The following is a 25,600-nucleotide window of genomic DNA, read 5'->3' on the forward strand; positions in this document are numbered from 1 at the left end:
ATGGCCGGGTCGCGTGCCGACAAGCTTGCCCGCCTGGTCCGCGTTCAGCGACAGATCGAGCGCATGGCCGAAAACGATCTGTCCGATACAATCCGCGCGCAGGCCACCACCGACGCCACCCAACAGGCTTTGGTCGATGCCGTCGGCTCGTTCGATCCGGTGCATGCGGCGATGTCACACCAATACGCTCTCAGGTTTCAGAAACTCTCGGCCAAATCACAGCAGCTCTCGGGCATGAAGTCGGTGCTGGAACGCCGGGTTCTGCTCGAAAAGACCAAGGCTGACCGGCTGGAAAACCAGGCGGTCGAGGCAGCCGAAGGCGAGGAGCGCCTTGCTGCGGACGAAACCCTGCTGGATCTGCTGGAGGCATCGCTTGCAAGACACACCACCGGCACAAGGCCAGCGTAAGCTTCGTAGGCCAGAGTGCCAATCGATTGTTTCTCAAATTCGCGCGACGGGGATATCTCGTGTCCATTCAAACGGCAACCGATCTCATTCTGGATGTGGTACGCGCGGCTGACCCCGCCGTGGCGCAGAAGGCAGAAGCCATGCTGGAGGCGGCGTCGGCACGCAAGACCGAAATCGCCGCCAAATCTCCGGCTTTTGAACACCAATTGCTGGCGTCGACCGATCCTTCCAAGGTATTGGCACCGGTACCGGCTGCCGCAACATCCAATCACACCCCCGATCAGGTCAAGGAGACCTATCAGCGTTTTGAAGCGATGATCTTGCAGAGTTTCATCGGCTCGATGCTCCCCCAGGACAGTGAAGAACTGTACGGCAAAGGCACCGCCGGCGAGATCTGGAAAGGTATGATGGCCGAGCAGTTGGGTGCAGCGCTTGCCAAGGGTGGCGGCATCGGCATCGCCGAGCGCATGCTGGCTGATAGGATCGCCCCCGGACTGCCGCCGGAACCGGCTGGCAGAATCGGCTCCAACGTGACCAACCGGGCCGCCAGCATGATCAATCAGACCCAGATGGACATTCTCGCCGATATTGCCGGTCCGACGGATGACGATGCCGGGGGTCCGACCCTGCAACCTGCCGCGCGGAGGGCCTGAGCGCCATGCTCGACTCTTCTTCGCGGGATCACCGTTTTCACAGTGTGCTGGAGCGGCTCGAAGCTGTGGTCGATGCTGAAAATGCAGCCATCGGCAGCGACCGGGATTACGATTTCATGCGTTCCAATGCGGCCAAGAGCCGTTGTCTCTACGACATGACGATGCTTTTCAAGGACATCGACCCGGCCCAACTGGGAGATACCCACAGAGAGCACCTGGGAACAGTGAAGCAAAAGCTCGACACCAACAACTCCCGGATCAAGGCGCATATGGAAGCCGTGCGTGAGATTGCTGAGATGATCAAGGAATCGGTCGCCGCCTCGGAGGCAGACGGCACCTATTCGATCAACCAGTTCCGCGGAACCAGCCTGTCATGATGAAACTGCTCATTACCGGGGTCTGGATTTGCGCTGTTGCGCTTGCATCGGTCTATTTCTCGGTCCAGATCAGCAACAAGAAGGAAACCGTTGAACCGGTTCCGGCCATGTTCGGCGGGCTGGAGACGGTTCGCGGCGAAGTGACATCGATCCCGGTCATCAACGGCGGTTCCGTCGATGGATATTTCATTACCCGGCTGTCCTATACGGTCGATCCGGCCAAGGTTGCGCTGCTAACCATCCCGATCGATGTGCTTGTAACTGACACGCTCTACACCGCGCTGGTCGGCGAGCAGATCATCGGGTTTCCCGATCTCGAGAAATTCGACCTTGAGGCATTTCGCACGCATGTTCGCGACACGCTCAATGGAAAGCTCGGCGAGGATGTGTTTCACGACGTGATTGTCGAGCAGATCGATTTCCTGTCCAAGGATGATATTCGTTCCAACATGCGCCGCGGCGAGCGGAACATGAGGGGGGACGCGCTGGTGGATGAAGGCGGCGTCGAAAAAGCCGAGCCCGCACCCGGTCACTGATGCATGCTGCGCTCAAAGGGGTGCACAGGGGCGATGACGGACACGCCCCGCGTCAGTTGCTTTCAGGATTTCGGTACTGCTCGTTGACCAGCCCGAACTCGGCCATCAACCGCCCCAGCGCCACCTGGGTGTGATAAAGCCCGATCACCGCAGACCTTGTCTCCAGCCCCAACCCGATCCCACGAAATGGCGATGCCGCCAACAACGCCAGCGACTTGGCGAGCGTTTTCGCTCTGCCCGAAAATCCTGGCCGTTGCCGTTTTTCGATGATCGCCGATATTGCGCCATTGCGCAGTGATCGTGCATTCAGCCAGGAGAATTCAGCCCGTCGCGAGGGTAGGGTTTCCATCACCTGCGCTTCGGCGCACCAGCCGAACGTGAAGCCGCGCGCCTTGGCCCGGCGGTAAAAATCACTGTCGCCGCCGCCGATGAAATTGAACCCCGGATCGAGGAACGGCTGCGGCATGGCGTCGAGCACGCGTCGTGCGATCAGCACATTGCCTGATGAATAGAGGATCGGCACCACCCCGGTCTGTGTATAATGCGGTGTAAACACCGGATGCCGACGCCAGCAGTCGAGCGCGTGGTCGGCAAACACCGGAACCTGCGGTCCGCCCACCAGATCAACGCCGCAGCGCTGCGCCGTTTCCACCAGCGCGTCGATCCAGCCGGGGCCGGCGAGTTCGTCATCATCGATCACCGCGATATGTGCGAAATTCGGAAATTCCGCCAGGGCCGTTTCCCAGCCGGCATTGTAAGCGTGGCAATTGCCGCGTTGGTGGGCGACGATGACAATCCCCTGCAGCTGTGAGGTTTTCAGCCAGTTGGCGGCTGCATGCGCGCCTTCCAGGCCTTCCGCGTCATTGTCCATGACGATTACCGCAGTGTCGCGGCCCTTCTGCTGCGCCTCCAGTGAGTTGAGCGTCGCAATCAGATGGTCGGGACGCCGGAACGTAGGCACGGTGATGACCACGCGGACACCATCAGGCGCGAGACCGGCCGAGCGTGCATGCTCGGAGATATGGGGGTGATTAGGCGTCATGCGCATCATCCTGTTGATGAGCGCTCACAATGCCATGCGAATCTGAAGATTGGCTGAAACCGGCGCCGTAAATTTGAAACGCGTGTTTAACCGCCCTTTCAGTCCCGTGCCGTATAAAAGACCATAATAATCCAATGGATCACACATGCATTTTGTCTTCATCTCCTCGCTTGTCCCAGTGGCGGCTCCGGCGTCCGGTTATGACATTGCCAACCGGGTGATCGTCGATGCGGTGCGGTTGCTCGGCCACAAGGTGTCGGTAGTTGGCTTCCTGCAACCCGGCCAGACAGCCGCCGCACCCGACGACACTCGCCTGCTTGGTACCCTCGAGGTTACCAATGCGCGCGTCGGCAAAATGCAAAAGGCACTCTGGCTCAAGGATGCGTTTGTGCACGGCGAGCCGGTGTCCGTGGCCAAGATGCATGCCGTTACCGCGTCTGATATCCGCGCAGCGCTGGGCGGCTTCGAGGCGATCGACGGCTTGATTCTCAATTCGGTACAGTTGCCGGGGGCGTTTCTCGATGTCTTCAAGGAATGGCCCAGCCTGTTTGTCGCCCATAATGTCGAGGCCCGAACGGCGGCCGATAATGCCGACCTTGCCGGCACCGCTGTAAGCCGTTGGCTGTACCGGCGCGACGCCCACCTGTTGCGGCTTCTGGAGCAGGACCTGTGTGCCCAGGCACGCCATGTTTTCACTCTGGCCGAGGCCGACCGCGCCGAACTCCGCGTCGCCTCCGCCGAGCGCTCCACCGCGTTGCCGCTGGTAACCTCGGTGACGCCGCCTGAAGCGCCATCGCCGCGGCCATCGGAATTTGACGTCGGCCTGATCGGCTCCTGGAGCTGGACAGCAAACCGTACCGGTCTCGATTGGTTCCTCGCCGAAGTGGCGCCACGCCTGCCAAATGACGTCAAAATCGCCGTTGCCGGCGGTCTTGGTGCGAATACGCCGGCGGCACCTGCCAATGTCACGTTTCTCGGACGGGTGCCCGATGCGCGCGCCTTCGTGCGCTCCTGCCGGCTTGTTCCGCTGGTCTCGCAAACGGGCACCGGAGTTCAGCTCAAGACCATTGAAACCTTCGAAATGGGCCTCCCGGCAGTTGCCACACAGAGCGCTTTGCGCGGCATTTCCGACCGGCCCGACAATTGCGTCGCTGCCGATGATCCTGCCGCTTTTGCCGAGGCCATGACCCGGCTGATCGGGCGGTCGCGCAGCGGCGAAAATCTTGACAGTGACGGGCGCATTTTTCACGCCCAACAGCTCTCAAAACTCACCCAATGCCTGAACCGTGCTTTCCAGAAATGGGAAAATCATGGTTAACAAATTGTAAGTTAACGATTTAACCCAGATGATAGAACATCGGGACAAGCGATTTGAGAAGGTGTTAATACCGATCGGAAAGCGCGATTTACGCTCTCTGGGCTGATTTATGACGAACAGCCCGTATCACGCAGAGAGCCTGGAGCAGACATGACGAATATGGAAATTGGCGAGCATCGCGATATCTTGGGTATCCAGGTTGCGGCCTGCGGTTGGACCCCGGCGCTTGAGCGACTGGAGCAGTTCGTCGATAGCGAAGGCGCGCCACGTGTGGTCAATTTTCTCAACGCCCACAACGCCAATCTGGCGATGCGCGACCTGGATTACCGTAACCTGCTCACCAAATGTGAAGTCCTGCCCGATGGCCTTGGCGTCGATATCGCGTCACGCACGTTTTACGGCACCTCCTTCCCGGCCAATCTCAACGGCACCGATCTTGTTCCCGCCCTGCTTGTGCATATCGAGCGGCCGCTCAAGGTGGCGCTGATTGGCGGGCGCCCGGACATTCTCAAGCGCGCGGCTGAAAACTTTGCCAGCGCCACGCCGTGGCACACGTTTCATGCGGTCTCGGACGGCTATTTCGACAGGTCCGACAGCGCTGCCATCCTCGACAGGTTGGCCGAGATCGATCCCGACATCACCCTGGTGGCGATGGGAAGTCCGACCCAGGAGACCTGGATCGACACGCATATACGCCAAGGCCATGGCCGCCTGGTGATGGGGGTAGGGGCGTTGTTTGATTTTGTCTCCGGCGCCGTGCCACGTGCGCCGCAGGTGTTTCGCAGCTTGCGGGCCGAATGGCTCTGGCGGCTCGTCCTCGAGCCTTCGCGTCTGTGGCGCCGCTATATTGTCGGCAATCCGGTTTTCCTCTGGCATGTGCTGCGCTACAAGCTGAAGAGCGCAAGCCGGGGTTCCCGGATTACCGCGTAATGGCCTCGCAGCCTGTATTTTAGAGCCGCTCGGAACCGACATGAACACAGCTGTAATGACCGCTTCCTATGCCGGCGATTTCGATCGCTGTGCGCTGTTGTGTGAAAGCATGGACCGCTTCATGCAGGGAGACTGGCACCATTATCTGCTGGTCGAGCGGGCCGATGTCGTCCTGTTCCGGCAGCTTGAAGGGCCGAAACGGTCCATCGTCAGCGAGGCCGAACTGTTTCCCTTCTGGCTGCGATCATTCCCTGATCCGCTGAAATTCGGTCGTCGCAGGCTCTGGTTGTCACTCTTTTCGCTGCCTTTGCGCGGATGGCATGCTCAGCAGATCCGCCGTCTGGCGATGGCGCGCCATGTGGACGCCGATATGCTGCTGTCAATAGATTCCGACGTCGTCATGGTTCGTCCCTATGATCCGGCCAGCATGTGGGTGGATGGGCAGATGCGGATGTTCCGCATCGACGGCGGTGTCAGCGATAAAATGACCGAACATCGGGGATGGTACGCCCAAGCGGGTAGGCTGCTCGGACTGCCTGCGGCGGTTAGCCCGGCGCATGACTACATCAACACCTTCATTGGCTGGCGGGTCGATACCGCCCGGGCGTTGCTCGATCACATAGAAAACATCTCGGGTCATAATTGGGTTCGCGCACTGGTCTCTTCGAGAGCTATGTCCGAATGCACAATCTATGGCCGTTTTGTTGACGAAATCCTGAACGGCGAAGGGCATATCCCCTCAGACCAGCCGCTGTGCCACATGCTCTGGTTCCGCGAGACCTACCCGGAGACATCGGCAGGGCTTGAGATCTTTATGCAAGGGCTGCAACCCGAACAGGTCGCGGTCGGTGTGCAGTCCTTCGTGCATCAGCCGATCGCTGAAATCCGGCGTCTGGCGTTCTCGGTCTCGCCGCTATAATGCGCCGTGCGTTTATCTGAACCGGCACGGCGTTTATCTCTTCAGATGGGCCGTTTCTTGATCGAACGCAGCGCCCGGTAAGTCAGCAGCGCCGATTGCAAATAGAGCACAAAGAACGCGGCGTTCAGCATCCCCACCCAGATCACCACATCGACGTTGAGCCCCAGCACATAGGCCAGCAGTAGGGCCTTCATCCCCCCCAGCGAAGCCAGCACCAGCATCCGCACCACGGTTCGGCCGGTCGCATAGAGCAATTCGGAATGGTACTCGATCAGGTTGCGGAAGGCCGGAACCAGCGCCACGAAAATCAGCAGCGGCGCGGCCTCCGCCACGTTCTTGCCAAGCGCATTGGGGAAGATCCACAGTACCCCGGCCATGCCCAGCAAACCGGCGGTCGAAACCGCGGTCACGGCGCCCTCGAGCAGGATTCGGTTCTTCAACTCGTCGAGCATTTTCGATGTTCGCATCAACCTTTGCGTCAGCACCGTCAAAAAGGCACGGACGGGCAGGGCGGTGAGGTCGACCAGCCGCATGATCATCGCGTAGATGCCGGCAGTCTCCGGCCCGCCGAGCGCCAGTACCAGCACCTTGTCGAGTTCCGACTGGACATAGAACAGCATTTCCGCACCGGCCACCGAAACCGCGTCGGCCCAGCGCCTCAAATAGAGCGCCGGCTTCCAGCGGAGCCGGACCCGGGGATAGAAGAACCCTACCGCCACTACTGCGGTTATGCCGTTTGCCGCAAGGTAATACCACGACCAGGTCGCCAGCGACGCATCTGCAAACCCGACAAAGGCAAGCGCTGCCAGCGTCTTGATGGCGGTGGCGATCACCACCAGGATCGCCCCCGAGCCAAAGCGGTTGATGCCGTTGCTGACGATCACCACGATTTCCATGATCCGCCAGCACAGCACCTCGGCCAGGATGATGCTGGCGAAGGTAATCATCGCCATCTCTCCGGAAAAGATCAGCCAGTGGGTGGCCCAGGCCGCCAGCGCGATCACCGGCGCCGAGAGCACAAGCCCCCCGAGGAAGCCGGCGGTATAGACGCCGAGCAACCGGGTCTTGACCGTGGCGATGCGGTAGAGCGGCGAAACGAAACCAAAGGCCATCAGCCGCGAGAGCATGATCCCGCAGGCTGACGCGGTGGCGAACAGGCCAAAATCGCTGATCGACAGGGTATTGGCGATGGCGATGAAATAGACCAGCGATATGACAAGGCGCCCGACCGAACCACCAATCATCGAAAGATAGGCGCGGATCAAATCCTTGTAGGTACTCATCAGGTTCTTGAGGCGCGCAATCATGTGTCTTCGCTGCGTGAGGGGTGGCCTGCGGGAGAGATAGGCCATTGGCGGCAATATCGCCCCGCCCCCTAAACCATAATGGGTATTCGTTAATTCGGCGTTTTGTCAGGGCATTTTTGTGCGATTGCGGCCAAGGCCTGAAGAGTTGTGGAGAACGCGCTGCTTGCGGCTCGACCTGCAATTTCGGAGCGCCCGGTGCGGAAATTAACCATTTATTTCCTATGATTTTATAGATTGGCTTAACAAAGATGAGTTTCTTGCGAACAGGGGTGGCCTTGGGCCGGTTATGAGCGATCTCGCCAAAGAGCACAGGCAACGCCCCCGTCGCGGATCGCTGCTCGATCATGCTGTCGACGCGCCTTCCGCACGGCCGTCACCGGATGCTGCCAACGCGCACGGTCCCCGGCTTTCGACATCCCGCTTCGCTGCCGCAAAAGACACCGCTCCGAAGGACACCCCGCTTGCCGCAGAGCCCGCGGCAATCCCTGTCGCCGCAGCGCAAGGCTCTGATCGCGCCGGCCTGGTCGGTTCGGATTCATTTGGAGACCGTATCGCCCGGTTGATGGACAGGGTGGCTCCCGACAAGGGGCGGCCTGAACCGCGCCAGACTGAAGACCAAATCCCTTATTCGCGTCAGGAAGAGGCAGCGCAACATACGCCGCGCGAGCAGATGGCGCGCGCTTCCGCGCCACCAATACAGGCGCCTGAGCAAGATCATGACGATCACTACCATTGGCATGCGGCGGCAAATGCAAACTGGCAGGAGAGCGGATCGCGCCCCTTGCTGGACGCCTCGATCCTGGTTTCGGCGGTCTGGCGGTTTCGTTATCTGATCGGCGCGGCCACGGTGGCCGGTGCAGTGCTTGGCGTGCTGATGGCGTTGGCGACGCCGCATAAATTCTATGCCGAAAGCCGGTTGTTCATCGACCCCCGCGAAATCCGGGTGACCGACGACGATATTCGCAACCAGCAGCTTTCCACCGAAGCCATGCTGGCGATCACCGACAGCCAGTTGCAGATCCTTTCCTCCACTAATGTGCTGGAGAAGGTGGTTGCCGATCTCGGGCTTGACCGTGATCCCGAATTCAACGGTGCGCTGTCATCGGGCGGTATCGCCGGCGGGATCAGTCTGATCAAGGAATTGTTCACCGGCAAGGATCCCGCTTCCGAAGCCGAACAGAAGGCGCTCAACACTCTGCGTCGGGCACTGTCGGTATCGCGCGATTCCAAGACCTTCGTCATCATTGTCGGTGTCGATACAAGGAATCCGGAGAAATCCGCGCTGATCGCAAATGCCATCGTCGAAACCTATCTCGATGAGGAAGGGCAGGCCCAGTCGGGGCTGCTCGAGCGGACCTCGGAATCGATCGACAGCCGGATTGATTCCTTGCGCAGCGATCTCGACGCGGCCGAACGCAAGGTCGAAGCTTTCAAGGCAGAAAACGGCATTGTCGGGATCGGCGGCGAATACATCGACGACAAGGTGATCCTTGCGCTCAGCGACCAGCTTGCCAATGCCCGGGCAGCCAAGATCGGTATCCGGGTCAAGGCCGACAATCTCGCCAAGGTCGCGATCGACGATATTCTCTCGGGCTCGTTTCCCGAGGAGTTTTTGTCCTCCAACCTGACCAATCTGCGCAAGCAATACACCCAGACCAAGTCGACGGCTGACTCGCTTGCCACCCAGCTTGGCCCGCGCCACCCGCAATATGTCGCGGCCAAGTCCACACTCGACACCATTCGTGCTGAAATCCGCGCCGAGTTGCGCCGCATCGTCGCCAGTTCCCAGATGGAACTGCAGCGCGCTGTGGAAACCGAGCAGGAACTTGCAAGCCAGATGGCGGTGGCCAAGAGCCGCGCCATGGATCAGTCGGTGGAATTCGTCACGCTGCGCGAACTCGAGCGCAAGGCCACAGCCACACGGCAGATCTACGAGGCCTTCCTCAAGCGCTCGCGTGAAACCAGCGAACGCTCCAACATGTCGACCCGCAATGTCCGGGTGATCTCGCCAGCCGAAGCGCCGCTCAATCCGATGGGCCCCTCGCGCAAGCTGATCGCCATCGGCGGCATGTTTGCAGGCATGTTCGCAGGTATCGGTCTGGCCTTGGTGGCCGGCGCCGTCGAAAGCATCCGCTCCTACAATGGGAGTGTCCCGCAGGCGCGGTTCCAGACCCCGCCTTTTGCAAACTATCCGCCGCAGCCCAATCCGACAGAGCCCGGCCCCCGCACGCCGCCCGGCGCCCCTCGCCGTCGTGCCCGCCAGGAAGACGATGCGGAAGCGTTCGCCACAGCTGCTGACGAGGCCTCCGCCGAAACCTTTTCCAGCGCCCGTGCCCGGGCCTACGCAAACGCGGTGCTTGCCCGCCCCGATCCAGGCCTGGCTGTAAATACCGCCGCAGCCGTTGATCAGTCAGGAGCAACGCCCGGAACCGCAAGCCCGCAGGCCGGGGTGCAGCCGCGTTCATTGGGCGAGCGCACCGGCTTTGGCGCCGGCGCCTATTCGGCCCAGGATTTTGCACAGACATCGGCGCAGCCGTCGCCCCCCACGACCCCGCCGGTCCAGCAGTCTTCTTGGCAGCCCGAGGCTGCGCCGCTGCAACGTCAGCCCGAACACATGCCCCGGCAGCCGGAGCAGCCGATCTACCCTGGCGCGCAGACCAATCCGGTGAACACCCAGCCTTCCGGTTATTATGGTGCGCCAACCGCCGCCGCGCCGGCGGCAATGCCCCAGGCTTATGCCTACCCGCAGGCCGTCCAGCATCCACAAGCCCCGCTGGTTCAGCAGCCTGCCCATCAGCAGATGATGTATCCCGCCTACGCCTACGCCCACGCAACCGCCTATCCGGCCTATGCGCCGACCGCGCCGCAGCCAGCGCCTGCCTGGTCCCAGCAGCCTCCGGCGCAACAGGTCTGGCCCCATCAACCCGCACTCGTCTGGCAGCAGACGCCGGCGCAACCAAACTGGCAATATGCTCCGCAGCCGCAGCCGCAGCCGCAGCCGCAGATGCAGCAGCCTGCGTACGCGCGCCAGCAGGATGCCCGGGCGATGCCATCGCCACCCCCGTCTCAGCCGGTCTCCCAGCCCCCGGTGCGCGATGGTAACGTTGATCGAATTCGCAGGGAGATGGATTCATTGCGCTCGCGGATCGACGGTTATGGAGCGGCGCGTCGCCGCGGCTGACCACGAACGACCCACCCAATCTTGTTTTTTGACACCGAAAGACGCAAAGAGGCTATCGGTGCCCGCGTCGGGTTTCGTAGGGTCGCGACCACAAGGGTGTGGTCGCCAAGCGACGGCGCTGAGAGAAAGATCCAAGTGAGGTGTGCATGGCCAGGGTGATTGACGGAAAAGCCGTAGCGGCAGAGGTGATCGAGCAGGTATCGGCTGCCAGCGCCGAGCTTGAGGCCAAAACCGGCGCCCGGCCCGGTCTCGCCGTGGTCATCGTCGGCAAGGACCCGGCCTCCCATGTCTATGTCGCCTCCAAGAGCCGCATGGCCAAACAGTGCGGGTTCAAATCCGTGCAGCACACATTGCCCGAGACCACCACCCAGGCCGAGCTTGAAGACCTGGTGGCAGATCTCAATGCTGATCCCGAAATTCACGGCATTCTGGTGCAGTTGCCGCTGCCCGACCATCTCGATTCCGACCGGGTGATCCAGTCGATCCGGCCGGAAAAGGATGTCGATGGTCTGCATGTCGTCAATGCCGGCAAGCTGATGACCGGCGATCTCGACGGCGGGCTTATCTCATGCACACCGGCCGGCGCCATGCTGTTCGTGCGCCAGACCCATGGTGCCGACCTGTCCGGCCTCAATGCCGTGGTGATCGGTCGCTCGAATCTGTTCGGCAAACCGATGGCGGCGCTGCTGTTGGCCGCAAACGCCACCATCACCATCGCCCATTCGCGTACCAGGGATCTGCCCGGTATCTGCCGCAACGCCGATATTCTGGTCGCAGCCGTTGGCCGCCCGCAGATGGTCAAGGCCGATTGGGTCAAGCCGGGTGCAACCGTCATCGATGTCGGCATCAATCGCATTGACGCGCCCGAGCGCGGCGAAGGCAAGACCCGGCTGGTCGGCGACGTCGCGTTTGACGAATGCGCTGAAAAAGCTGCGGTCATCACCCCGGTTCCCGGGGGTGTCGGGCCGATGACGATCGCCATGCTGATGGCCAACACGGTGACCGCAGCCATGCGTTCGCAAGGGCTGACACCGCCGTCATTCTGATCCTGTGTTTCCACGTGGTTGCGGGCGGCGGATGTTTTATTCCGCCGCCAACGCCGATCCGCGACGGCCCGGCTTGGCTGATGCCGTGGGCGCCGGACCGGTCGAGGCTCTGACCACCAGTTCCACCGGCCATATTTCCTGAACCGGATCGGCCTCGGCGCCGGAGATGATGTTGACCAGCCGCTCGCAGATCCTGGCGCCCGCCGCCCGGATCGAGGAGCGGGTGGTGGTCAGCGGCACCGAAAAACTCTCCGGCTTGAGAAACGGGAACACATCGTCATGAGTGATCACCGAGACATCACCGGGAACGCTGATGCCGAGCTGGTTGAGCGCCCGGAAGATCCCCAGCGTGGTAAACATCGAAGCGCTGAGCAGCCCGGTCGGTCGCGTGTCTGCCTCCGTGCCGTCATAGAGCGCCATCGCCAGCCGGTAGCCGCTGTCCTCGTTCATCGCCGCTGTATGGTGTTTCAACGCACCCGCCGGCAATCCGTGCTCGGCCATCGCCCGTTTGACCCCGCCCAGCCGGTGCAGCGCGAAGGTAAACTCGGTGTCGCCATTGATGAACGCCAGACGCTGGTGACCCAGTTGCAGCAACAGCCGTGCTGCGTCGTGAAACGCGCCTTCATTGTCGATATCAAGAAACGCATAGCCGTCGGCCGGCTTGTAGGCGCGGCCATGCGCCAGAAACGGAATCCCCAACTCCCGCACCAGCGCGATGCGCTGGTCGTCATTGCGCATCGACGAAAGGTAGACCCCGTCCACCGAGCGGCTGGCGGCAATCCGCCGGTAGGCTTCGCTTTCACGTTCGATCGGCGCCGGTGTCAGTGACAGGTCGATCTCGTGCGTCAGCGCATGTTCGCCCAGTCCGGAAAGGAATTCGACAAAATGCGGGTCGAGATCGACATTGCGCCCGACCGGCAGCACATAGCCGATCGAGCCGGCCTTGCCGGTGGCCAGTTTGCGGGCGTTGGAATTGGGTTTGTAGCCGTGCCGCTGTGCTGCCTCGATCACCCTGCGGCGGGTCTGTTCGCTGACTTCCGGATAGCCATTGAGGGCGCGCGATATGGTTGTCTGCGACAAGCCCAGGAGATCTGACAGCTGCTTCAGGTTCACGGCACGGTTTCCTTTCATCCAAAGCGCTTTGGAAAATTACACGCACGCGCGCTACCCCGGCATCCCTGATACTTGCATTTAACCCGAGACCGGAACGGAACAAAAGCGAAAAATCAACTCCAAACGCCTTCAAGCCATGCTGCAATGCAGCAATATGGCGGCAATTGAACGTCGATTCAAATTTTTGGCTTGACTCGCATCCGCACAGGTCGTCCTCTGATTGCAAGCCAAAGCGCTTTGAAAGCGGGGCAGCCTTGGCTGGGAGAACTATTCACAACTTTTGTGACGGATCAGGCACTGGCCGGGAGGAAGACTTTGATGAGAAAACTGTTTTTGACGGGTGTTGCAGCCACCGCCCTGGCACTGGGCGCGGCGCAGGCCGCCGACCTCAAATTCGCCCCGGGCGAGGGCAATTTCAACTGGGACAGCTATGAGGCGTTCAAGTCCGCCCATGGCGATCTCAAGGGCGAGACCCTGACCATGTTTGGTCCGTGGCGCGGCGAAGACCAGGCGTTGGTTGAATCCATGCTGGCCTACTTCTCCGAGGCAACCGGCGTCAATGTCGAGTATTCCTCCTCGGAAAATTACGAACAGCAGATCGTCATCGACACCCAGGCCGGCAGCCCGCCCAACATCGCGGTTCTACCGCAGCCGGGCCTGATTGCCGATCTAGCCGCCAAGGGATTCCTGACGCCGCTGGGCGAGGATACCCAACAATGGATTCTCGACAATTATGCAGCCGGCCAGTCCTGGGTCGATCTCGGCTCCTACAAGGGCAAAGATGGCAACACCGCCTTCTTCGCTTTCCCCTACAAGATCGACGTGAAATCGCTGGTCTGGTACGTGCCCGACAATTTTGATGACGCTGGCTACGAGGTTCCCACCAGCATGGAGGAGCTCAAGGCATTGACCCAGAAGATCGTCGATGACGGCGGCACGCCTTGGTGCATTGGCCTGGGGTCAGGCGGCGCTACCGGCTGGCCTGCGACGGACTGGGTGGAAGATATGATGCTGCGAACAACCACGCCGGAGAATTACGACAAGTGGGTCTCCAACGAGCTCAAGTTCAATGATCCGATCGTCATCAAGGCGATTGAGGAGTTCGGCTGGTTTGCACGCAATGACAAGTTCGTCTCGGGTGGTGCCGCTGCCGTGGCCTCGACCGACTTCCGCGACAGCCCCAAGGGCCTGTTCTCCTCGCCGGTGCAGTGCTACCTGCACCACCAGGCATCGTTCATTCCGTCATTCTTTCCGGAAGGCACCGAGGTCGGTGTCGATGCCGATTTCTTCTACATGCCCGCCTATGAGAGCGAGGATCTTGGCAAGCCTGTCCTCGGTGCTGGTACGCTCGCGATGATTACCAAGGATTCGCCAGCCGCCCGCGCCTTCATCGAGTGGCTGGAAACCCCGATAGCCCATGAAGTCTGGATGGCTCAGTCAAGTTTCCTGACGCCGTTCAAGTCGGCCAACCCGGAAACCTACGCCAACGCCGCGATGAAGAAGCAGGGCGACATCCTGCTCAATTCGACGACGTTCCGGTTTGACGGTTCCGACCTGATGCCGGGCGCGGTCGGCGCAGGCTCATTCTGGACTGGCATGGTTGACTATGTCGGAGGCAAGTCCGCCGAAGATGTCGCCGATGCAATCCAGAAATCCTGGGACACCATCAAAAACTAATCGGTTCTGAACTCTGCCATCCGGGTCAAGGCCCGGGTGGCAGTGTGCCCGACACATCCGTTCTGGGGGGAGGCCATGAATCCGGCATTGCAAGGTTTAGTTACCATCATTCTCGGCGTCGGCGGTTGTATTGGCTACTTCTATTTCTCCAACATCGTTCTTGACCGCTTCATCTTTCCGGCTACCGGACCACAGGCCGGTCGCAACATCAACCGCGCCAATCAGGTCCGGCCCTGGCTGTTTCTCGCTCCGGCGTTGCTGGCGCTGGGTATCTATCTTGCCTATCCGGTGATAGCCACCATATGGCTCTCGTTGACCGACCGCGACCTAGGTGGCGCCTTTGTCGGACTGGCCAATTACCGGCAGATGTTCTCTGAGCCGAAGTTTTGGGAGGCGATGCAGAACAATATATTGTGGCTGGTGTTCGTGCCGGCGATGGCCACCGTCATGGGGCTGGTTATCGCCCAACTCACCGACCGGATTTGGTGGGGGAGCATCGCCAAGTCGCTGATCTTCATGCCGATGGCGATTTCCTTCGTCGGCGCCTCGGTGATCTGGAAACTGATCTATGACACACGGCCGCTCGGTTCTGAGCAGATCGGCGTGCTCAACGCATTGTACCTGTATTTTGGCGGGGCTGAGCCGCAGACCTGGCTGACGATTCCGTTCTGGAACTCGTTCTTCCTGATGATCGTGTTGATCTGGATCCAGACCGGTTTCGCCATGGTGATCCTGTCGGCAGCACTTCGCGGTATTCCCGAGGACACCATTGAGGCGGCGGTGATCGACGGCGCCAATCCGCTGCAGATATTCTTCAAGATCAAGGTGCCGCAGATCATGGGTACCATCGTCGTGGTTTGGACCACCATCACCATTGTCGTGCTCAAGGTGTTCGATATCGTCTACGCCATGACCAATGGTCAGTGGGAAACACAGGTTCTCGCCAACTACATGTATGGCAAGCTGTTTGTCGGCATCGGCGACTGGGGTGTCGGCTCTGCCAGCGCCATCATCATCCTGCTGCTGGTGTCGCCGATCCTGGTCTGGAACGTCTACAGCGCCAGCAAAGAAATGAAGTAGGGACCGGTCATGGCAATACTCGCGAGCAAGAAATCGGGACTGACATGGGTCGTGCATCTCTCGGTTATCGTTCTGGTCGCCCTGTGGGTATTCCCCACCTTCGGCCTGCTGGTGTCCTCCTTCCGCACCTCCGATCAGATTTCGTCGAGCGGCTGGTGGAAGGCACTGTCAACTCAGGAGACCCAGAACTCACCGGTGCGAGTGCAGGGCGAGGAGCAGCAGGCCGACGGCAAATTTGTCATCCGCGGAGAACTGTTCCCGACCAGCGACAGTGAGTTGAGCCATTGGGGAACCAGTTCGCTCAAGCCCAATGCCTATGCACCCGGCGAAGTCGCAGATCTGGGCGACGGCAACATGCTGACGGTCGACAATCGCGGCGCCTTCGTGCTCTCGGGCCCGAACAGTTTTGCCGACCAGCGCAATCCGCGTGTATTCACCACCGCCTCCACACCACCGGAATTCACGCTCCGCAACTACCAAACCGTGCTGTTCAGTTCGCGCGGAGGCGAAGGCGTCGGCCAGGCCTTCATCAACACGCTGACGGTCTCCATTCCGGCGACCATCATCCCGATCCTGATTGCCGCCTTTGCCGCCTATGCGCTGGCCTGGATGCGTTTTCCGGGCAGGGCGCTGCTGATCGCCAGCGTGGTCGGGCTACTGGTGGTGCCGTTGCAACTGGCGCTAATCCCGCTGCTGACGCTGCATAATGCCATCGGCATCGGTAAGAGCTATCTTGGTATCTGGCTGGCCCATACCGGCTTCGGGTTGCCGCTGGCGATCTATCTGTTGCGCAACTACATGGTTGGCCTGCCGCGCGATATCATCGAGAACGCCCGCGTCGATGGTGCCACCGATTTCCAGATTTTCGTCAAGATCATCCTGCCCTTATCGTTCCCGGCGCTGGCCTCGTTTGCCATCTTCCAGTTCCTCTGGACCTGGAACGACCTTTTGGTCGCATTGGTCTTCCTGGGCGCATCCGACGACAGGCTTGTGTTGACCGGACGGCTGGTCAACCTGATGGGATCACGCGGCGGTGACTGGGAAATTCTTGCAACTTCCGCCTTCGTCTCCATAGCAGTGCCGCTGGCGGTGTTCTTCGCCATGCAACGCTATCTCGTGCGCGGCCTTCTGGCCGGCTCCGTCAAATAAGGGATCGATTCCTCCATGACCCTTGCAGTGTCCGATCTTCCGGTACAAGCCGGTATCGCTTCCGACCCCGACTGGTGGCGCGGCGCGGTGATCTATCAGATCTATCCACGCTCCTATCAGGATACCAGCGGTGACGGCATCGGCGATCTTGCCGGCATCTGCCAGCGGCTGCCCTACATTGCCTCGTTGGGTGTCGATGCGATCTGGGTGTCGCCCTTCTTCACCTCGCCGATGAAGGATTTTGGCTACGACGTCGCCGACTACACCAATGTCGATCCGATGTTCGGCGCGCTGCATGATTTCGACCTGCTGGTCGCCGAAGCCCACAAGTTCGGCATCCGGGTGATGATCGATCTGGTGATTTCCCACACCTCCGACCAGCACCCTTGGTTCATCGAAAGCCGCACCAGCCGCGACAATCCCAAATCCGATTGGTTCGTCTGGGCCGCGGCCAAGCCCGATGGCACACCGCCCAACAACTGGCTGTCGATTTTCGGCGGCCCCGGCTGGGCCTGGGATCCGAGCCGGCAGCAATATTACCAGCACAATTTCCTGACCTCGCAGCCGGATCTTAATTTTCACAATCCGCAGGTCCAGGACGCGCTGCTCGACGTCGCCCGGTTCTGGCTCGAGCGCGGCGTCAACGGCTTCCGGCTCGACACCATCAATTTCTATTTTTGCGACGACCAGCTCCGCAACAACCCTGCGCTGGCGCCCGAATTGCGCAACGCCTCGATCGCGCCAACCGTCAATCCCTACAATCATCAGGACCACATCTACGACAAGAACCGGCCGGAGAACCTCGAGTTCTTGCGCCGTTTTCGTGCGCTGATGGATGAGTTTCCCGACATCGCCGCGGTCGGCGAAGTTGGCGACGCGCAATACGGACTGCAGATCGTCGCCGACTACACCTCCGGCGGCGACAAGATGCACATGTGCTACGCGTTTGATTTCCTGGCGCCCGATCTTTTGAGCCCGGCTCGGGTCCGCGCGGTCCTGTCCGATTTCATGGCCGCCGCGCCGGAAGGCTGGGCTTGCTGGGCTTTCTCCAACCACGACGTGGTTCGCCACGGCACCCGCTGGGGCGATCTTGTCTCGGACAAGGACCGTTATCTGCGCATGCTCGCCGGGCTGCTCTTGAGCCTGCGGGGCTCGGTCTGCCTCTACCAAGGCGAGGAACTGGGCCTGACCGAGGCCGAACTGTGCTTTGAGGATCTGCAGGATCCCTACGGCATCCAGTTCTGGCCCGAATTCAAGGGCCGCGACGGCTGCCGCACGCCGATGGTGTGGGCGGAAAACAGCGACCATGCCGGCTTCACCGAAGGCCAGCCTTGGCTGCCGATCCCGTCCGAGCACCGGCACATGGCCGTCGACGCGCAAGAGCATGTCAACGCGTCGATGCTCAATCATTACCGTCGGCTGCTGGCCTTCCGCAAACAGCACCCGGCGCTCGCCAAGGGCGAACTGGAATTCATCGACTGCAACGACGCGGTGCTCGGTTTTATTCGCCGCCACGGCAATGAGGCCATTTTCTGCGGCTTCAATCTGAGCGACCAGGAGCAGTTCATCGATCTTCCCGAAGGCGATCTGACGCCGCTTGCCGGACACGGTTTCTCGGGCATGCTCAAGCCCGACTGCATCGAAATTCCACCCTATGACGCCTTTTTCGCAAGGCTCGGGTGAATCAACACATTACGCCAGCGGGAGGAAACCATGGCCGGCTTGAAACTGAGGGACCTGAAGAAATCCTACGGCTCTGTCGAGGTCATCCACGGTGTTGATCTCGACATCGAGCAGGGCGAGTTCATCGTCTTTGTCGGGCCGTCCGGCTGTGGCAAGTCGACGCTTTTGCGGATGATCGCCGGTCTCGAGGAGATCAGCGCCGGCACGCTTGAAATCGACGGCATGGTGGTCAACGACGTGCCGCCCTCCAAGCGCGGCATCGCCATGGTATTCCAGTCCTATGCGCTGTATCCGCACATGACGGTCTATGACAACATGGCCTTCGGCATGCGCATCGCCAGGGAAAGCAAGGAAGAGATCGACCGCCGGGTCCGCGCCGCCGCAGATATCCTGCAACTGGGCGAATATCTCGACCGCTTGCCCAAGGCGCTGTCGGGGGGGCAGCGCCAGCGCGTTGCCATCGGTCGCGCCATCTGCCGCGATCCCAAGGTGTTCCTGTTTGACGAGCCGTTGTCCAACCTCGATGCGGCGCTGCGCGTCGCCACCCGCATCGAGATCGCCAAGCTCAATGAATCAATGCCCGACACGACGATGATCTACGTCACCCACGACCAGGTCGAGGCGATGACGCTGGCAGACCGCATCGTGGTGCTCAACGCCGGTTACATCGAGCAGGTGGGCCCGCCGATGGACCTCTACCAGCGCCCCGAAAACCTGTTCGTGGCCCAGTTCATCGGCTCGCCGGCCATGAACATCATTCCCGGTACGATCGACAAAACCGGCGCCAGCGCCGTGATGTCGTTTGCGGGCGGCAAATCGGTTGGCACCGGAATCCCTGTTCCCGACAGCGACAAGGGCAAGAAAGCGTCCTTTGGCATCAGACCTGAAGATCTGGTGGTCACAACCGGAGATGATTTCCTGTTCGAGGGAACGGTGTCGATTGTGGAGGCGCTGGGTGAGGTCACGCTGCTCTATATAAATGACCTGACCGAAGACGAGCCGATCCTCGCCAAACTGCCCGGCCATCACGCGGTCAAGCGTGGCGACAAGCTGCGCTTCCAGGCGGACAAGTCAAAGCTGCATCTGTTTGATGCCGACGGCAAGACCTACCGCCGTTGACCGCTGCAACCATTGCACACCACAATTCCCGCAAACGCAAAACCCCGCCTTTTCAAGCGGGGTTTCGCGCGGTGCGCCCGTCATCGGACGGATTTCGGTGTCGGGCGTCGCTAGGGGTTGAGGGCAGTTCAGAATGATCGGGGCAGGGAGTGCCTGTAATCATGACCGCGGACAATGCCGTGGCAGTCAGCGAGCGAATGACGCCGGTCGGGAGGAAACCGGCGCCATCCGCCAAGCTTTTGTCTTAGCGTGTGAAGTGCGGCGAACCATCGTTACCGGCGCGGTCGTAACGGACCTGGTCGTTGGCGACATCACCAATTGAGGCGGTGGTGGTGTAATCGACGCCAGCGTCAGCAGCCTGGAAGCTCGGCGAGCCGTCCTGATCGGCGCGGTCATAGCTGACCAGATCGTTTGAGGTGCCAACAGCGTAATTGACCTGGTCCTGAACCGACGGGACGTCATAGGCGTCCATGGCGGTCGAAGCGGCGAAGGCGCCGGTGGAGGCAGCAAGTGTGAGGCCGAGAGCGATGATGAGCTTGTTCATGATGAAATTCCTTCAGATTGATTGGCGCATCCCTCAGGGACGCAAGCCGTGTGGTTTGGAGGCCGGCAGGAAATGCCCCTGCCGCTCAATGGTTCCGTTGTGGTTGGCGTCAGGCCTTAACGGGCGAAATGCGGCGAACCGTCATTGCCGGCGCGGTCATAGATGACTTGGTCATTGGAGACGCCGCCAATCGAAGCGGTTGCGGTGTAGTCGACGCCGGTAGCGGCCTGAGCCTTGAAGCTCGGCGAGCCGTCGTTGCCGGCCCGGTGGTAGACCACCTGATCGTTGGAGCCGGCGCCGGTCGAAGCGGTGGCCGTGTAGTCAATGCCGGTCGTCTGGGCTTCGGGGAAGTGATAGGCGTCGAGAGCGGAGGACTGGGCAAAGGCGCCGGTGGAAGCAGCAAGTGTGAGGCCGAGGGCGATGATGAGCTTGTTCATGGTCTTATTCCTTTGATTTTGAAACGCGTCCTGGGAGGACTGCGTAAAGATGGTGTCTGCGGGGGAAAGGATCAGCGGAGCCAATGTTCCGCCAATCCGGGTCTCAAGTGTTAGTTGGCAAAGCGCGGCGAACCGTCATTGCCGGCGCGGTCATAGGTGATCTGGTCGTTGGACAGGCCGCCGATGGAAGCGGTGGCGGTGTAGTCGACGCCGCCCGAAACCGGAGCCGTGAAGCTCGGCGAGCCGTCATTGCCGGCACGGTCGTAGCTGACCAGGTTGTTGTTGGTGCCGACAGCGTAAGCGATGTCGCCCTGAGCGGCGGGGAAATCATAGGCGTCCAGGGCAGAGGAAGCGGCAAAGGCGCCAGTGGAAGCAGCAAGTGTAAGGCCGAGGGCGATGATGAGCTTGTTCATGGTCGTTATCCTTGTGAGGTGGAGAGCGGAAATCCGTATCCGTCTGTCCGGTTTTTGGGCGGCCCGTTGGGTAAGCCGTGTTGTTCGATGACCTGAAGATGAGGCTTGTGCTGATGACTTGCGAACCACATGGCCGTGACAACGGCGTGGGTCTGACGTGACTGGAAGGCTGGTTGGGCAGGGGCGGTCGAGAAAGAACCAAGCAGGATCAACAGGTTGCATGGCGTTTGCGGATGTGATCGGGGCTCTATTGTCAACCGCAGGAGACCCGGAGCGTTCACAATCGACGCGCCAAACAGCAGAAAAAGCCTCGAAATCGGGACTGAACGGTTCAAAAATAACTGTCGGTTTTTGGTGTCGACTGCCGAGGCGTAAGGCCGGCACCCCTCATTGTCACGGCCGATCACGCAGTGCGTGATTAGGGCATGGCTTTCGTGATCGATGTGAGCGTCTCAGCCACCGCCATTCAGACCACCGCCCAGCAAAAAGCCCAGCAAACAAAGCTGCCGGGGCTCGGGATCCATCTGCGTATGGTGCTGGCGGGGCTGGTGGATCTCGGCGTTGACTGTTTCGTTGATGACCCATCTGAGAGAACTTGCCGGCCATGCTTAAATCCATCAGCCCCGCAAACGCAAAAACCCCGCCTTTTCAAGCGGGGTTTCGCGCGGTGCGCCCGTCAACGGACGGATTTCGGTGTCGGGCGTCGCTGATACATGTCGCGTCCAAATGAGTTCATTTGAACGATACCGTACATGCATCAAGTCAAGCTGGGATGGCAGTCAGTGCCTGTAATCATGGCTGCGGACAATGCCGCGGCAGTCGGCGAGCGAATGACGCCGGTCTGGAGGAAACCGGCGTCATCCGTCAGGCTTTTGTCTTAGCGTGTGAAGTGCGGTGAACCGTCATTGCCGGCACGGTCGTAACGGACCTGATCGTTGGCGACATCGCCAATCGAGGCAGTGGTGGTGTAATCGACGCCAGCGTCAGCAGCCTGAAAGCTCGGCGAACCGTCCTGGTCGGCGCGGTCATAGCTGACCAGTTCGTTTGAGGTGCCAACAGCGTAATTGACCTGGCCCTGTACCGACGGGACGTCATAGGCGTCCAGAGCGGAGGACTGGGCAAAGGCGCCGGTGGAAGCAGCAAGTGTGAGGCCGAGGGCGATGATGAGCTTGTTCATGGTCTTATTCCTTTGAATTTGAAGCGCGTCCTGGGAGGACTGCGTAAAGATGGTGTCTGCGAGGGGAATGGATCAGCGGAACCAATGTTCCGCCGATCCGGGTCTCAATTGTTAGTTGGCAAAGCGCGGCGAACCGTCATTGCCGGCGCGGTCATAGGTGATCTGGTCGTTGGACACGCCGCCGATGGAAGCGGTGGCGGTGTAGTCGATGCCGCCAGAAACCGGAGCCGTGAAGCTCGGCGAACCGTCATTGCCGGCACGGTCGTAGCTGACCAGGTCGTTATTGGTGCCAACAGCCTGAGCGATGTCGCCCTGAGCGGCGGGGAAATCATAGGCGTCCAGAGCAGAGGAAGCGGCAAAGGCGCCGGTGGAAGCAGCAAGTGTGAGGCCGAGGGCGATGATGAGCTTGTTCATGGTCGTTATCCTTGTGAGGTGGAGAGCGGAAATCCGTATCCGTCTGTCCGGTTGTTAGGCGGCCCGTTGGGTGAGCCGTGTTGTTCGATGACCTGAAGATGAGGCTTGTGCTGATGACTTGCGAACCACATGGCCGTGACAACGGCGTGGGTCTGACGTGACTGGAAGGCAGGCTCGCCCGCCATCACCAAGAAAATGTCATGCAGGATCAAGAGGTTGCATGGCATTTTCGGATGTGATCGGGGCTCTATTGTCAACCGCAGGCGACCCGGAGCGTTCACAATCGGCGCGCCAAACAGCCGAAAAAGCCTCGAATTCGGGACTCATGAGCTCAAAAATACGAACCCATCTTGGCTGATGTCCGCCACCGCGTGAGGCCGATAGCCGCCATTGTCACGGCCAATCACGCAGTGCGTGAGCAGGACATGGCTTTCGTGATCGATTTGCACGTCTCAGCCACCGCCATTCAGACCACCACCCAGCAAAAAGCCCCGACAAACAATGCTTCCGGGGCAAAAAAATCGGAGATTTTCAGAAAACACTGCGTGGGTGGTCTGCTTGGCCCGCCGACACTCTGGTCCCGCCGCCACAGACCGGCATAATCCTACATTAAACTTTGAGCGCTAAATCTGCGTGGATAGTAAGTGCAATGAAAGCCGAGACGGAGGCGTAGCGTGACGATCTTGTCCGCGGAGAACAATTATCTGAAGAAAGAGGAATCCTTCATGTACGACCGCGAAGCGCGGTTCCCGATGGAGGAGACCATGAACCCCGCCCGGATCGAATATACCGAGAAGAGTGTCATGCACATGGAGTCGCGCCGCTGCGATATCCTGGCAATATCCCGAAGTGGCGCGATTCTCGGCATTGTCACCCGGTTCAAGATTCCCAGCCAGTTCTACCTCGATGTTCCGAAAACACGGATTCCCAAGATCGGCTGCGTTCTGATGCGCACCAAGGTCAACAACACCATCGAAGTGCGCTTCCTGCGGTTGATGACCGCCAACGAAATGCAACGGATCTATGTCTACAGCACCCACCCAGCCCATCGTGACTGGGTGGTGGACGTGCGCACCTGGTAGGCGATCGGCTGGCCGCCCTAGGCCTTTCGAACCATTCAGATCAGTAGAGAATGCTCGCGCCTTCGTCGGCCGGGCCTGCATTGTCGCGCAGCCGGGCGAACAATTCGCGGCCCATGCCCCATTCATTATGGCTCAGATCGGCGCTGGCCGGTTCGCGGGCGTCGAACTCGGCTGCCGGCACCAGCACCTCCAGCGTGCCGCGGATGGCATCAAGCCGGATCATGTCGCCCTCGCGGATGCGGGCAATCGGCCCGCCATCCTTTGCCTCCGGCGTCACGTGAATGGCGGCGGGCACCTTGCCCGAAGCCCCCGACATGCGCCCGTCGGTCACCAGCGCGATCTTCTGACCCCGATCCTGCAGCACCCCCAGCGGTGGCGTCAGCTTGTGCAGTTCCGGCATGCCGTTGGCCTTCGGGCCCTGGAACCGGACGACAGCGACAAAATCGCCGGTCAGCCTGCCGGCATTGAACGCCGCCTGCAGTTCAAACTGGTCATTGAACAATCGCGCTGGCGCCTCGATCACCTGCCGCTCCAGCTTGACCGCGGAAATCTTGATCACTGCCTTGCCGAGATTGCCGGTGAGCATTTTCAGCCCGCCATTGGGCTGGAACGGCTTGTCCATCGTGGTCGCCACCTTGGCATCGCCGCTGGCCTTGGAGACCGGCACGCGCACCACCGTGCCGTTTTCACCAAGCCTGGCTTCCACTGCATAGGCCGACAGTCCCTTGCCCCAGACCGTGCGCACCTCCTCGTGCAACAGCCCGACCGAGAGCAACTGGTCGATCATGAAGTTGATGCCGCCAGCGGCGTTGAAGTGGTTCACATCGGCAGGCCCGTTCGGGTACACCCGTGCCAGCAGGGGCACCGCGTCCGAGAGATCGGAAATATCCTCCCAGGTCAGCCGGATGCCTGCGGCCCGTGCCATCGCGATCAGGTGCATCGTGTGGTTGGTCGATCCACCCGTGGCGTGCAGGCCGATGACGCCGTTGACCAGCGAACGCTCGTCGATCATCTCGCCCACCGGCGTGTATTCGTTGCCAAGCGCTGTGATTGCCAGCGCGCGGCGCGTGGCCTCGGCGGTCAGCGCGTCTCTCAGCGGTGTGCCCGGATTGACGAACGAGGCGCCGGGCGTGTGCAGCCCCATGATCTCCATCAGCATCTGGTTGGAGTTTGCGGTGCCGTAGAAAGTGCAGGTGCCGGGACCATGATAGGATTTGGATTCGGCCTCCAGCAATTCGTCGCGGCCGACCTTGCCTTCCGCATAGAGTTGGCGGATCCGCGCCTTCTCGTCATTGGGCAGGCCGGAAGTCATCGGCCCGGCCGGCACGAACACCGCCGGCAGATGGCCAAAACTCAACGCCGCGATCAGCAGCCCCGGCACGATCTTGTCGCAGACGCCGAGATAGACCGCGGCATCGAACATGTTGTGCGACAGCCCGACCGAGGCCGACAGCGCGATGATGTCGCGCGAAAACAGCGACAGTTCCATCCCCGGCTGGCCCTGGGTGACGCCGTCGCACATTGCCGGAACCCCGCCCGCCACCTGCGCTACGCCACCAGCGGCGCGCGCCGCCGCGCGGATCTGATCGGGAAAGGTCTCGAACGGCTGGTGGGCTGACAGCATGTCGTTATAGGCGGTGATGATGCCCAGATTGGGGGCCGCGTCGCCAGCCAGATCGGCCTTGTCGGCCGGGCCGCAGGCGGCAAAGCCATGGGCGAGGTTGCCGCACGAAAGGGTCGAGCGGTGCGGGCCCTTGGCCGCCATTTCTCGAAGCCGCCCCAGATAGAGCTCGCGGCTCGGTTTTGACCGTTCGATGATCCGGTTTGTGACACTGGCAATGCGAGGATCAACACTCATGGCTCATATCCTTCTATCGGGTTTGCGGGTCTTTCGGCCCGATGGCGTCTGCTGCCACGCCGCACGCCTGATTCGGCGCGCTGGCGGCGCGGCAACGCAATCAACGAATGCATGCCGGTCATCTCCGGAGGCGCTCA

Annotated in this window: 26 protein-coding genes; 17 read left to right on the top strand and 9 right to left on the bottom strand. The window is 60.7% G+C overall.

The annotated features are described in order from the left end of the window. From ACK6D9_RS07185 to ACK6D9_RS07200, 4 genes are read left to right on the top strand one after another with little or no spacing between them, the layout of a single operon-like run. The gene (locus ACK6D9_RS07185; RefSeq protein ID WP_322988168.1) at nucleotides 1-408 is read left to right on the top strand and encodes a hypothetical protein; all 408 of its coding nucleotides are present in this window, start codon (nucleotides 1-3) and stop codon (nucleotides 406-408) included. Between the two features lie 59 nt (nucleotides 409-467). Then, nucleotides 468-1,061: a rod-binding protein gene (locus ACK6D9_RS07190; protein ID WP_412051153.1), complete on the top strand. Its 594-nt coding sequence runs from the start codon at nucleotides 468-470 to the stop codon at nucleotides 1,059-1,061. A gap of 5 nt (nucleotides 1,062-1,066) precedes the next feature. After that, on the top strand, nucleotides 1,067-1,438 hold the full coding sequence (locus ACK6D9_RS07195; protein ID WP_412051154.1) for a hypothetical protein: 372 nt from the start codon (nucleotides 1,067-1,069) through the stop codon (nucleotides 1,436-1,438). Then, nucleotides 1,435-1,974, top strand: coding sequence for a hypothetical protein (locus tag ACK6D9_RS07200; RefSeq protein ID WP_322988171.1), 540 nt, complete (start codon nucleotides 1,435-1,437; stop codon nucleotides 1,972-1,974). The genes ACK6D9_RS07195 and ACK6D9_RS07200 overlap by 4 nt, the downstream gene beginning before the upstream one ends. Nucleotides 1,975-2,026: 52 nt before the next feature. Here the strand turns inward: ACK6D9_RS07200 and ACK6D9_RS07205 are convergent, their stop codons facing one another. Continuing rightward, nucleotides 2,027-3,016, bottom strand: a complete 990-nt coding sequence (locus ACK6D9_RS07205) for a glycosyltransferase family 2 protein (RefSeq protein WP_412051155.1) — start codon at nucleotides 3,014-3,016, stop codon at nucleotides 2,027-2,029. Between the two features lie 145 nt (nucleotides 3,017-3,161). On the opposite strand from ACK6D9_RS07205, the gene ACK6D9_RS07210 reads away from it, so the two are divergent. The 3 genes from ACK6D9_RS07210 to ACK6D9_RS07220 all read left to right on the top strand — a co-directional run bounded on the left by ACK6D9_RS07210 (nucleotide 3,162) and on the right by ACK6D9_RS07220 (nucleotide 6,183). Further along, complete coding sequence (locus ACK6D9_RS07210; protein WP_412051156.1) at nucleotides 3,162-4,334, top strand: glycosyltransferase; 1,173 nt, start codon at nucleotides 3,162-3,164, stop codon at nucleotides 4,332-4,334. A 150-nt stretch (nucleotides 4,335-4,484) separates the two neighbouring features. Further along, on the top strand, nucleotides 4,485-5,264 hold the full coding sequence (locus ACK6D9_RS07215) for a WecB/TagA/CpsF family glycosyltransferase (RefSeq protein WP_412051157.1): 780 nt from the start codon (nucleotides 4,485-4,487) through the stop codon (nucleotides 5,262-5,264). Between the two features lie 40 nt (nucleotides 5,265-5,304). Then, nucleotides 5,305-6,183: a DUF6492 family protein gene (locus ACK6D9_RS07220; RefSeq protein WP_412051158.1), complete on the top strand. Its 879-nt coding sequence runs from the start codon at nucleotides 5,305-5,307 to the stop codon at nucleotides 6,181-6,183. Between the two features lie 41 nt (nucleotides 6,184-6,224). Here the strand turns inward: ACK6D9_RS07220 and ACK6D9_RS07225 are convergent, their stop codons facing one another. Continuing rightward, nucleotides 6,225-7,466 carry a lipopolysaccharide biosynthesis protein gene (locus ACK6D9_RS07225; RefSeq protein ID WP_412051159.1) on the bottom strand — a complete coding sequence of 414 codons (1,242 nt, stop codon included), beginning with the start codon at nucleotides 7,464-7,466 and terminating at the stop codon, nucleotides 6,225-6,227. Nucleotides 7,467-7,776: 310 nt separating this feature from the next. Between ACK6D9_RS07225 and ACK6D9_RS07230 the strand changes: the two genes are divergently transcribed. Both ACK6D9_RS07230 and folD read left to right on the top strand, forming a co-directional pair. Next, nucleotides 7,777-10,671 (top strand): GNVR domain-containing protein, encoded by a 2,895-nt coding sequence (locus ACK6D9_RS07230; RefSeq protein WP_412051160.1) that lies wholly within the window; start codon nucleotides 7,777-7,779, stop codon nucleotides 10,669-10,671. Between the two features lie 146 nt (nucleotides 10,672-10,817). Then, on the top strand, nucleotides 10,818-11,717 hold the full coding sequence (folD, locus tag ACK6D9_RS07235) for a bifunctional methylenetetrahydrofolate dehydrogenase/methenyltetrahydrofolate cyclohydrolase FolD (protein ID WP_412051161.1): 900 nt from the start codon (nucleotides 10,818-10,820) through the stop codon (nucleotides 11,715-11,717). Nucleotides 11,718-11,753: 36 nt separating this feature from the next. Here folD and ACK6D9_RS07240 read toward each other — a convergent pair whose 3' ends face one another. After that, a complete protein-coding gene (locus ACK6D9_RS07240; RefSeq protein ID WP_412051162.1) occupies nucleotides 11,754-12,830 on the bottom strand; it encodes a LacI family DNA-binding transcriptional regulator in 1,077 nt (358 codons plus the stop codon). Between the two features lie 318 nt (nucleotides 12,831-13,148). On the opposite strand from ACK6D9_RS07240, the gene ACK6D9_RS07245 reads away from it, so the two are divergent. From ACK6D9_RS07245 to ACK6D9_RS07265, 5 genes are all read left to right on the top strand, one after another. Continuing rightward, complete coding sequence (locus ACK6D9_RS07245; protein WP_412051163.1) at nucleotides 13,149-14,507, top strand: ABC transporter substrate-binding protein; 1,359 nt, start codon at nucleotides 13,149-13,151, stop codon at nucleotides 14,505-14,507. Nucleotides 14,508-14,582: 75 nt separating this feature from the next. Next, entirely contained in the window at nucleotides 14,583-15,587 is a 1,005-nt protein-coding gene (locus ACK6D9_RS07250) for a carbohydrate ABC transporter permease (RefSeq protein ID WP_412051164.1), read from the top strand. Between the two features lie 15 nt (nucleotides 15,588-15,602). After that, on the top strand, nucleotides 15,603-16,736 hold the full coding sequence (locus ACK6D9_RS07255) for a carbohydrate ABC transporter permease (RefSeq protein ID WP_412051758.1): 1,134 nt from the start codon (nucleotides 15,603-15,605) through the stop codon (nucleotides 16,734-16,736). 15 nt (nucleotides 16,737-16,751) lie between these two features. Continuing rightward, the gene (locus tag ACK6D9_RS07260) at nucleotides 16,752-18,419 is read left to right on the top strand and encodes an alpha-glucosidase family protein (RefSeq protein ID WP_412051165.1); all 1,668 of its coding nucleotides are present in this window, start codon (nucleotides 16,752-16,754) and stop codon (nucleotides 18,417-18,419) included. 30 nt (nucleotides 18,420-18,449) lie between these two features. Beyond that, nucleotides 18,450-19,538, top strand: a complete 1,089-nt coding sequence (locus ACK6D9_RS07265; RefSeq protein ID WP_412051166.1) for an ABC transporter ATP-binding protein — start codon at nucleotides 18,450-18,452, stop codon at nucleotides 19,536-19,538. Nucleotides 19,539-19,782: 244 nt separating this feature from the next. Here ACK6D9_RS07265 and ACK6D9_RS07270 read toward each other — a convergent pair whose 3' ends face one another. The 3 genes from ACK6D9_RS07270 to ACK6D9_RS07280 form a co-directional block, all read right to left on the bottom strand. Continuing rightward, entirely contained in the window at nucleotides 19,783-20,082 is a 300-nt protein-coding gene (locus tag ACK6D9_RS07270; protein ID WP_412048910.1) for a hypothetical protein, read from the bottom strand. A gap of 116 nt (nucleotides 20,083-20,198) precedes the next feature. Then, nucleotides 20,199-20,519 (bottom strand): hypothetical protein, encoded by a 321-nt coding sequence (locus tag ACK6D9_RS07275; protein ID WP_412048909.1) that lies wholly within the window; start codon nucleotides 20,517-20,519, stop codon nucleotides 20,199-20,201. A 110-nt stretch (nucleotides 20,520-20,629) separates the two neighbouring features. After that, nucleotides 20,630-20,932, bottom strand: coding sequence for a hypothetical protein (locus ACK6D9_RS07280; RefSeq protein ID WP_412051167.1), 303 nt, complete (start codon nucleotides 20,930-20,932; stop codon nucleotides 20,630-20,632). Nucleotides 20,933-21,357: 425 nt separating this feature from the next. Between ACK6D9_RS07280 and ACK6D9_RS07285 the strand changes: the two genes are divergently transcribed. Next, nucleotides 21,358-21,642, top strand: coding sequence for a hypothetical protein (locus ACK6D9_RS07285; protein ID WP_412051168.1), 285 nt, complete (start codon nucleotides 21,358-21,360; stop codon nucleotides 21,640-21,642). A gap of 167 nt (nucleotides 21,643-21,809) precedes the next feature. Here ACK6D9_RS07285 and ACK6D9_RS07290 read toward each other — a convergent pair whose 3' ends face one another. Together ACK6D9_RS07290 and ACK6D9_RS07295 are read right to left on the bottom strand one after the other, a co-directional pair. After that, nucleotides 21,810-22,109, bottom strand: coding sequence for a hypothetical protein (locus ACK6D9_RS07290; protein WP_412051169.1), 300 nt, complete (start codon nucleotides 22,107-22,109; stop codon nucleotides 21,810-21,812). A gap of 111 nt (nucleotides 22,110-22,220) precedes the next feature. Continuing rightward, nucleotides 22,221-22,523, bottom strand: coding sequence for a hypothetical protein (locus ACK6D9_RS07295; protein WP_412051170.1), 303 nt, complete (start codon nucleotides 22,521-22,523; stop codon nucleotides 22,221-22,223). A gap of 350 nt (nucleotides 22,524-22,873) precedes the next feature. On the opposite strand from ACK6D9_RS07295, the gene ACK6D9_RS07300 reads away from it, so the two are divergent. Continuing rightward, nucleotides 22,874-23,125, top strand: coding sequence for a hypothetical protein (locus ACK6D9_RS07300; protein ID WP_412051171.1), 252 nt, complete (start codon nucleotides 22,874-22,876; stop codon nucleotides 23,123-23,125). A 123-nt stretch (nucleotides 23,126-23,248) separates the two neighbouring features. Beyond that, nucleotides 23,249-23,605, top strand: coding sequence for a hypothetical protein (locus ACK6D9_RS07305; protein ID WP_412051759.1), 357 nt, complete (start codon nucleotides 23,249-23,251; stop codon nucleotides 23,603-23,605). A 40-nt stretch (nucleotides 23,606-23,645) separates the two neighbouring features. Here the strand turns inward: ACK6D9_RS07305 and edd are convergent, their stop codons facing one another. After that, nucleotides 23,646-25,463 carry a phosphogluconate dehydratase gene (edd, locus tag ACK6D9_RS07310; RefSeq protein WP_412051172.1) on the bottom strand — a complete coding sequence of 606 codons (1,818 nt, stop codon included), beginning with the start codon at nucleotides 25,461-25,463 and terminating at the stop codon, nucleotides 23,646-23,648. Nucleotides 25,464-25,600 lie beyond the last annotated feature (137 nt).

Source organism: Hoeflea sp. Naph1 (genome assembly GCF_046837775.1).
GTDB lineage: Bacteria > Pseudomonadota > Alphaproteobacteria > Rhizobiales > Rhizobiaceae > Hoeflea.

Coding starts and splice junctions, on each gene's coding strand:
- ACK6D9_RS07290 (WP_412051169.1), bottom strand. CDS start 22,109: ATGAACAAGCTCATCATCGCCCTCGGCCTCACACTTGCTGCTTCCACC.
- ACK6D9_RS07210 (WP_412051156.1), top strand. CDS start 3,162: ATGCATTTTGTCTTCATCTCCTCGCTTGTCCCAGTGGCGGCTCCGGCG.
- ACK6D9_RS07215 (WP_412051157.1), top strand. CDS start 4,485: ATGACGAATATGGAAATTGGCGAGCATCGCGATATCTTGGGTATCCAG.
- ACK6D9_RS07225 (WP_412051159.1), bottom strand. CDS start 7,466: ATGAGTACCTACAAGGATTTGATCCGCGCCTATCTTTCGATGATTGGT.
- ACK6D9_RS07305 (WP_412051759.1), top strand. CDS start 23,249: ATGTACGACCGCGAAGCGCGGTTCCCGATGGAGGAGACCATGAACCCC.
- ACK6D9_RS07280 (WP_412051167.1), bottom strand. CDS start 20,932: ATGAACAAGCTCATCATCGCCCTCGGCCTTACACTTGCTGCTTCCACT.
- folD (WP_412051161.1), top strand. CDS start 10,818: ATGGCCAGGGTGATTGACGGAAAAGCCGTAGCGGCAGAGGTGATCGAG.
- ACK6D9_RS07245 (WP_412051163.1), top strand. CDS start 13,149: ATGAGAAAACTGTTTTTGACGGGTGTTGCAGCCACCGCCCTGGCACTG.
- ACK6D9_RS07195 (WP_412051154.1), top strand. CDS start 1,067: ATGCTCGACTCTTCTTCGCGGGATCACCGTTTTCACAGTGTGCTGGAG.
- ACK6D9_RS07230 (WP_412051160.1), top strand. CDS start 7,777: ATGAGCGATCTCGCCAAAGAGCACAGGCAACGCCCCCGTCGCGGATCG.
- ACK6D9_RS07260 (WP_412051165.1), top strand. CDS start 16,752: ATGACCCTTGCAGTGTCCGATCTTCCGGTACAAGCCGGTATCGCTTCC.
- edd (WP_412051172.1), bottom strand. CDS start 25,463: ATGAGTGTTGATCCTCGCATTGCCAGTGTCACAAACCGGATCATCGAA.
- ACK6D9_RS07250 (WP_412051164.1), top strand. CDS start 14,583: ATGAATCCGGCATTGCAAGGTTTAGTTACCATCATTCTCGGCGTCGGC.
- ACK6D9_RS07295 (WP_412051170.1), bottom strand. CDS start 22,523: ATGAACAAGCTCATCATCGCCCTCGGCCTCACACTTGCTGCTTCCACC.
- ACK6D9_RS07205 (WP_412051155.1), bottom strand. CDS start 3,016: ATGACGCCTAATCACCCCCATATCTCCGAGCATGCACGCTCGGCCGGT.
- ACK6D9_RS07220 (WP_412051158.1), top strand. CDS start 5,305: ATGAACACAGCTGTAATGACCGCTTCCTATGCCGGCGATTTCGATCGC.
- ACK6D9_RS07185 (WP_322988168.1), top strand. CDS start 1: ATGGCCGGGTCGCGTGCCGACAAGCTTGCCCGCCTGGTCCGCGTTCAG.
- ACK6D9_RS07275 (WP_412048909.1), bottom strand. CDS start 20,519: ATGAACAAGCTCATCATCGCCCTCGGCCTCACACTTGCTGCTTCCACC.
- ACK6D9_RS07200 (WP_322988171.1), top strand. CDS start 1,435: ATGATGAAACTGCTCATTACCGGGGTCTGGATTTGCGCTGTTGCGCTT.
- ACK6D9_RS07270 (WP_412048910.1), bottom strand. CDS start 20,082: ATGAACAAGCTCATCATCGCTCTCGGCCTCACACTTGCTGCCTCCACC.
- ACK6D9_RS07285 (WP_412051168.1), top strand. CDS start 21,358: ATGGCTTTCGTGATCGATGTGAGCGTCTCAGCCACCGCCATTCAGACC.
- ACK6D9_RS07265 (WP_412051166.1), top strand. CDS start 18,450: ATGGCCGGCTTGAAACTGAGGGACCTGAAGAAATCCTACGGCTCTGTC.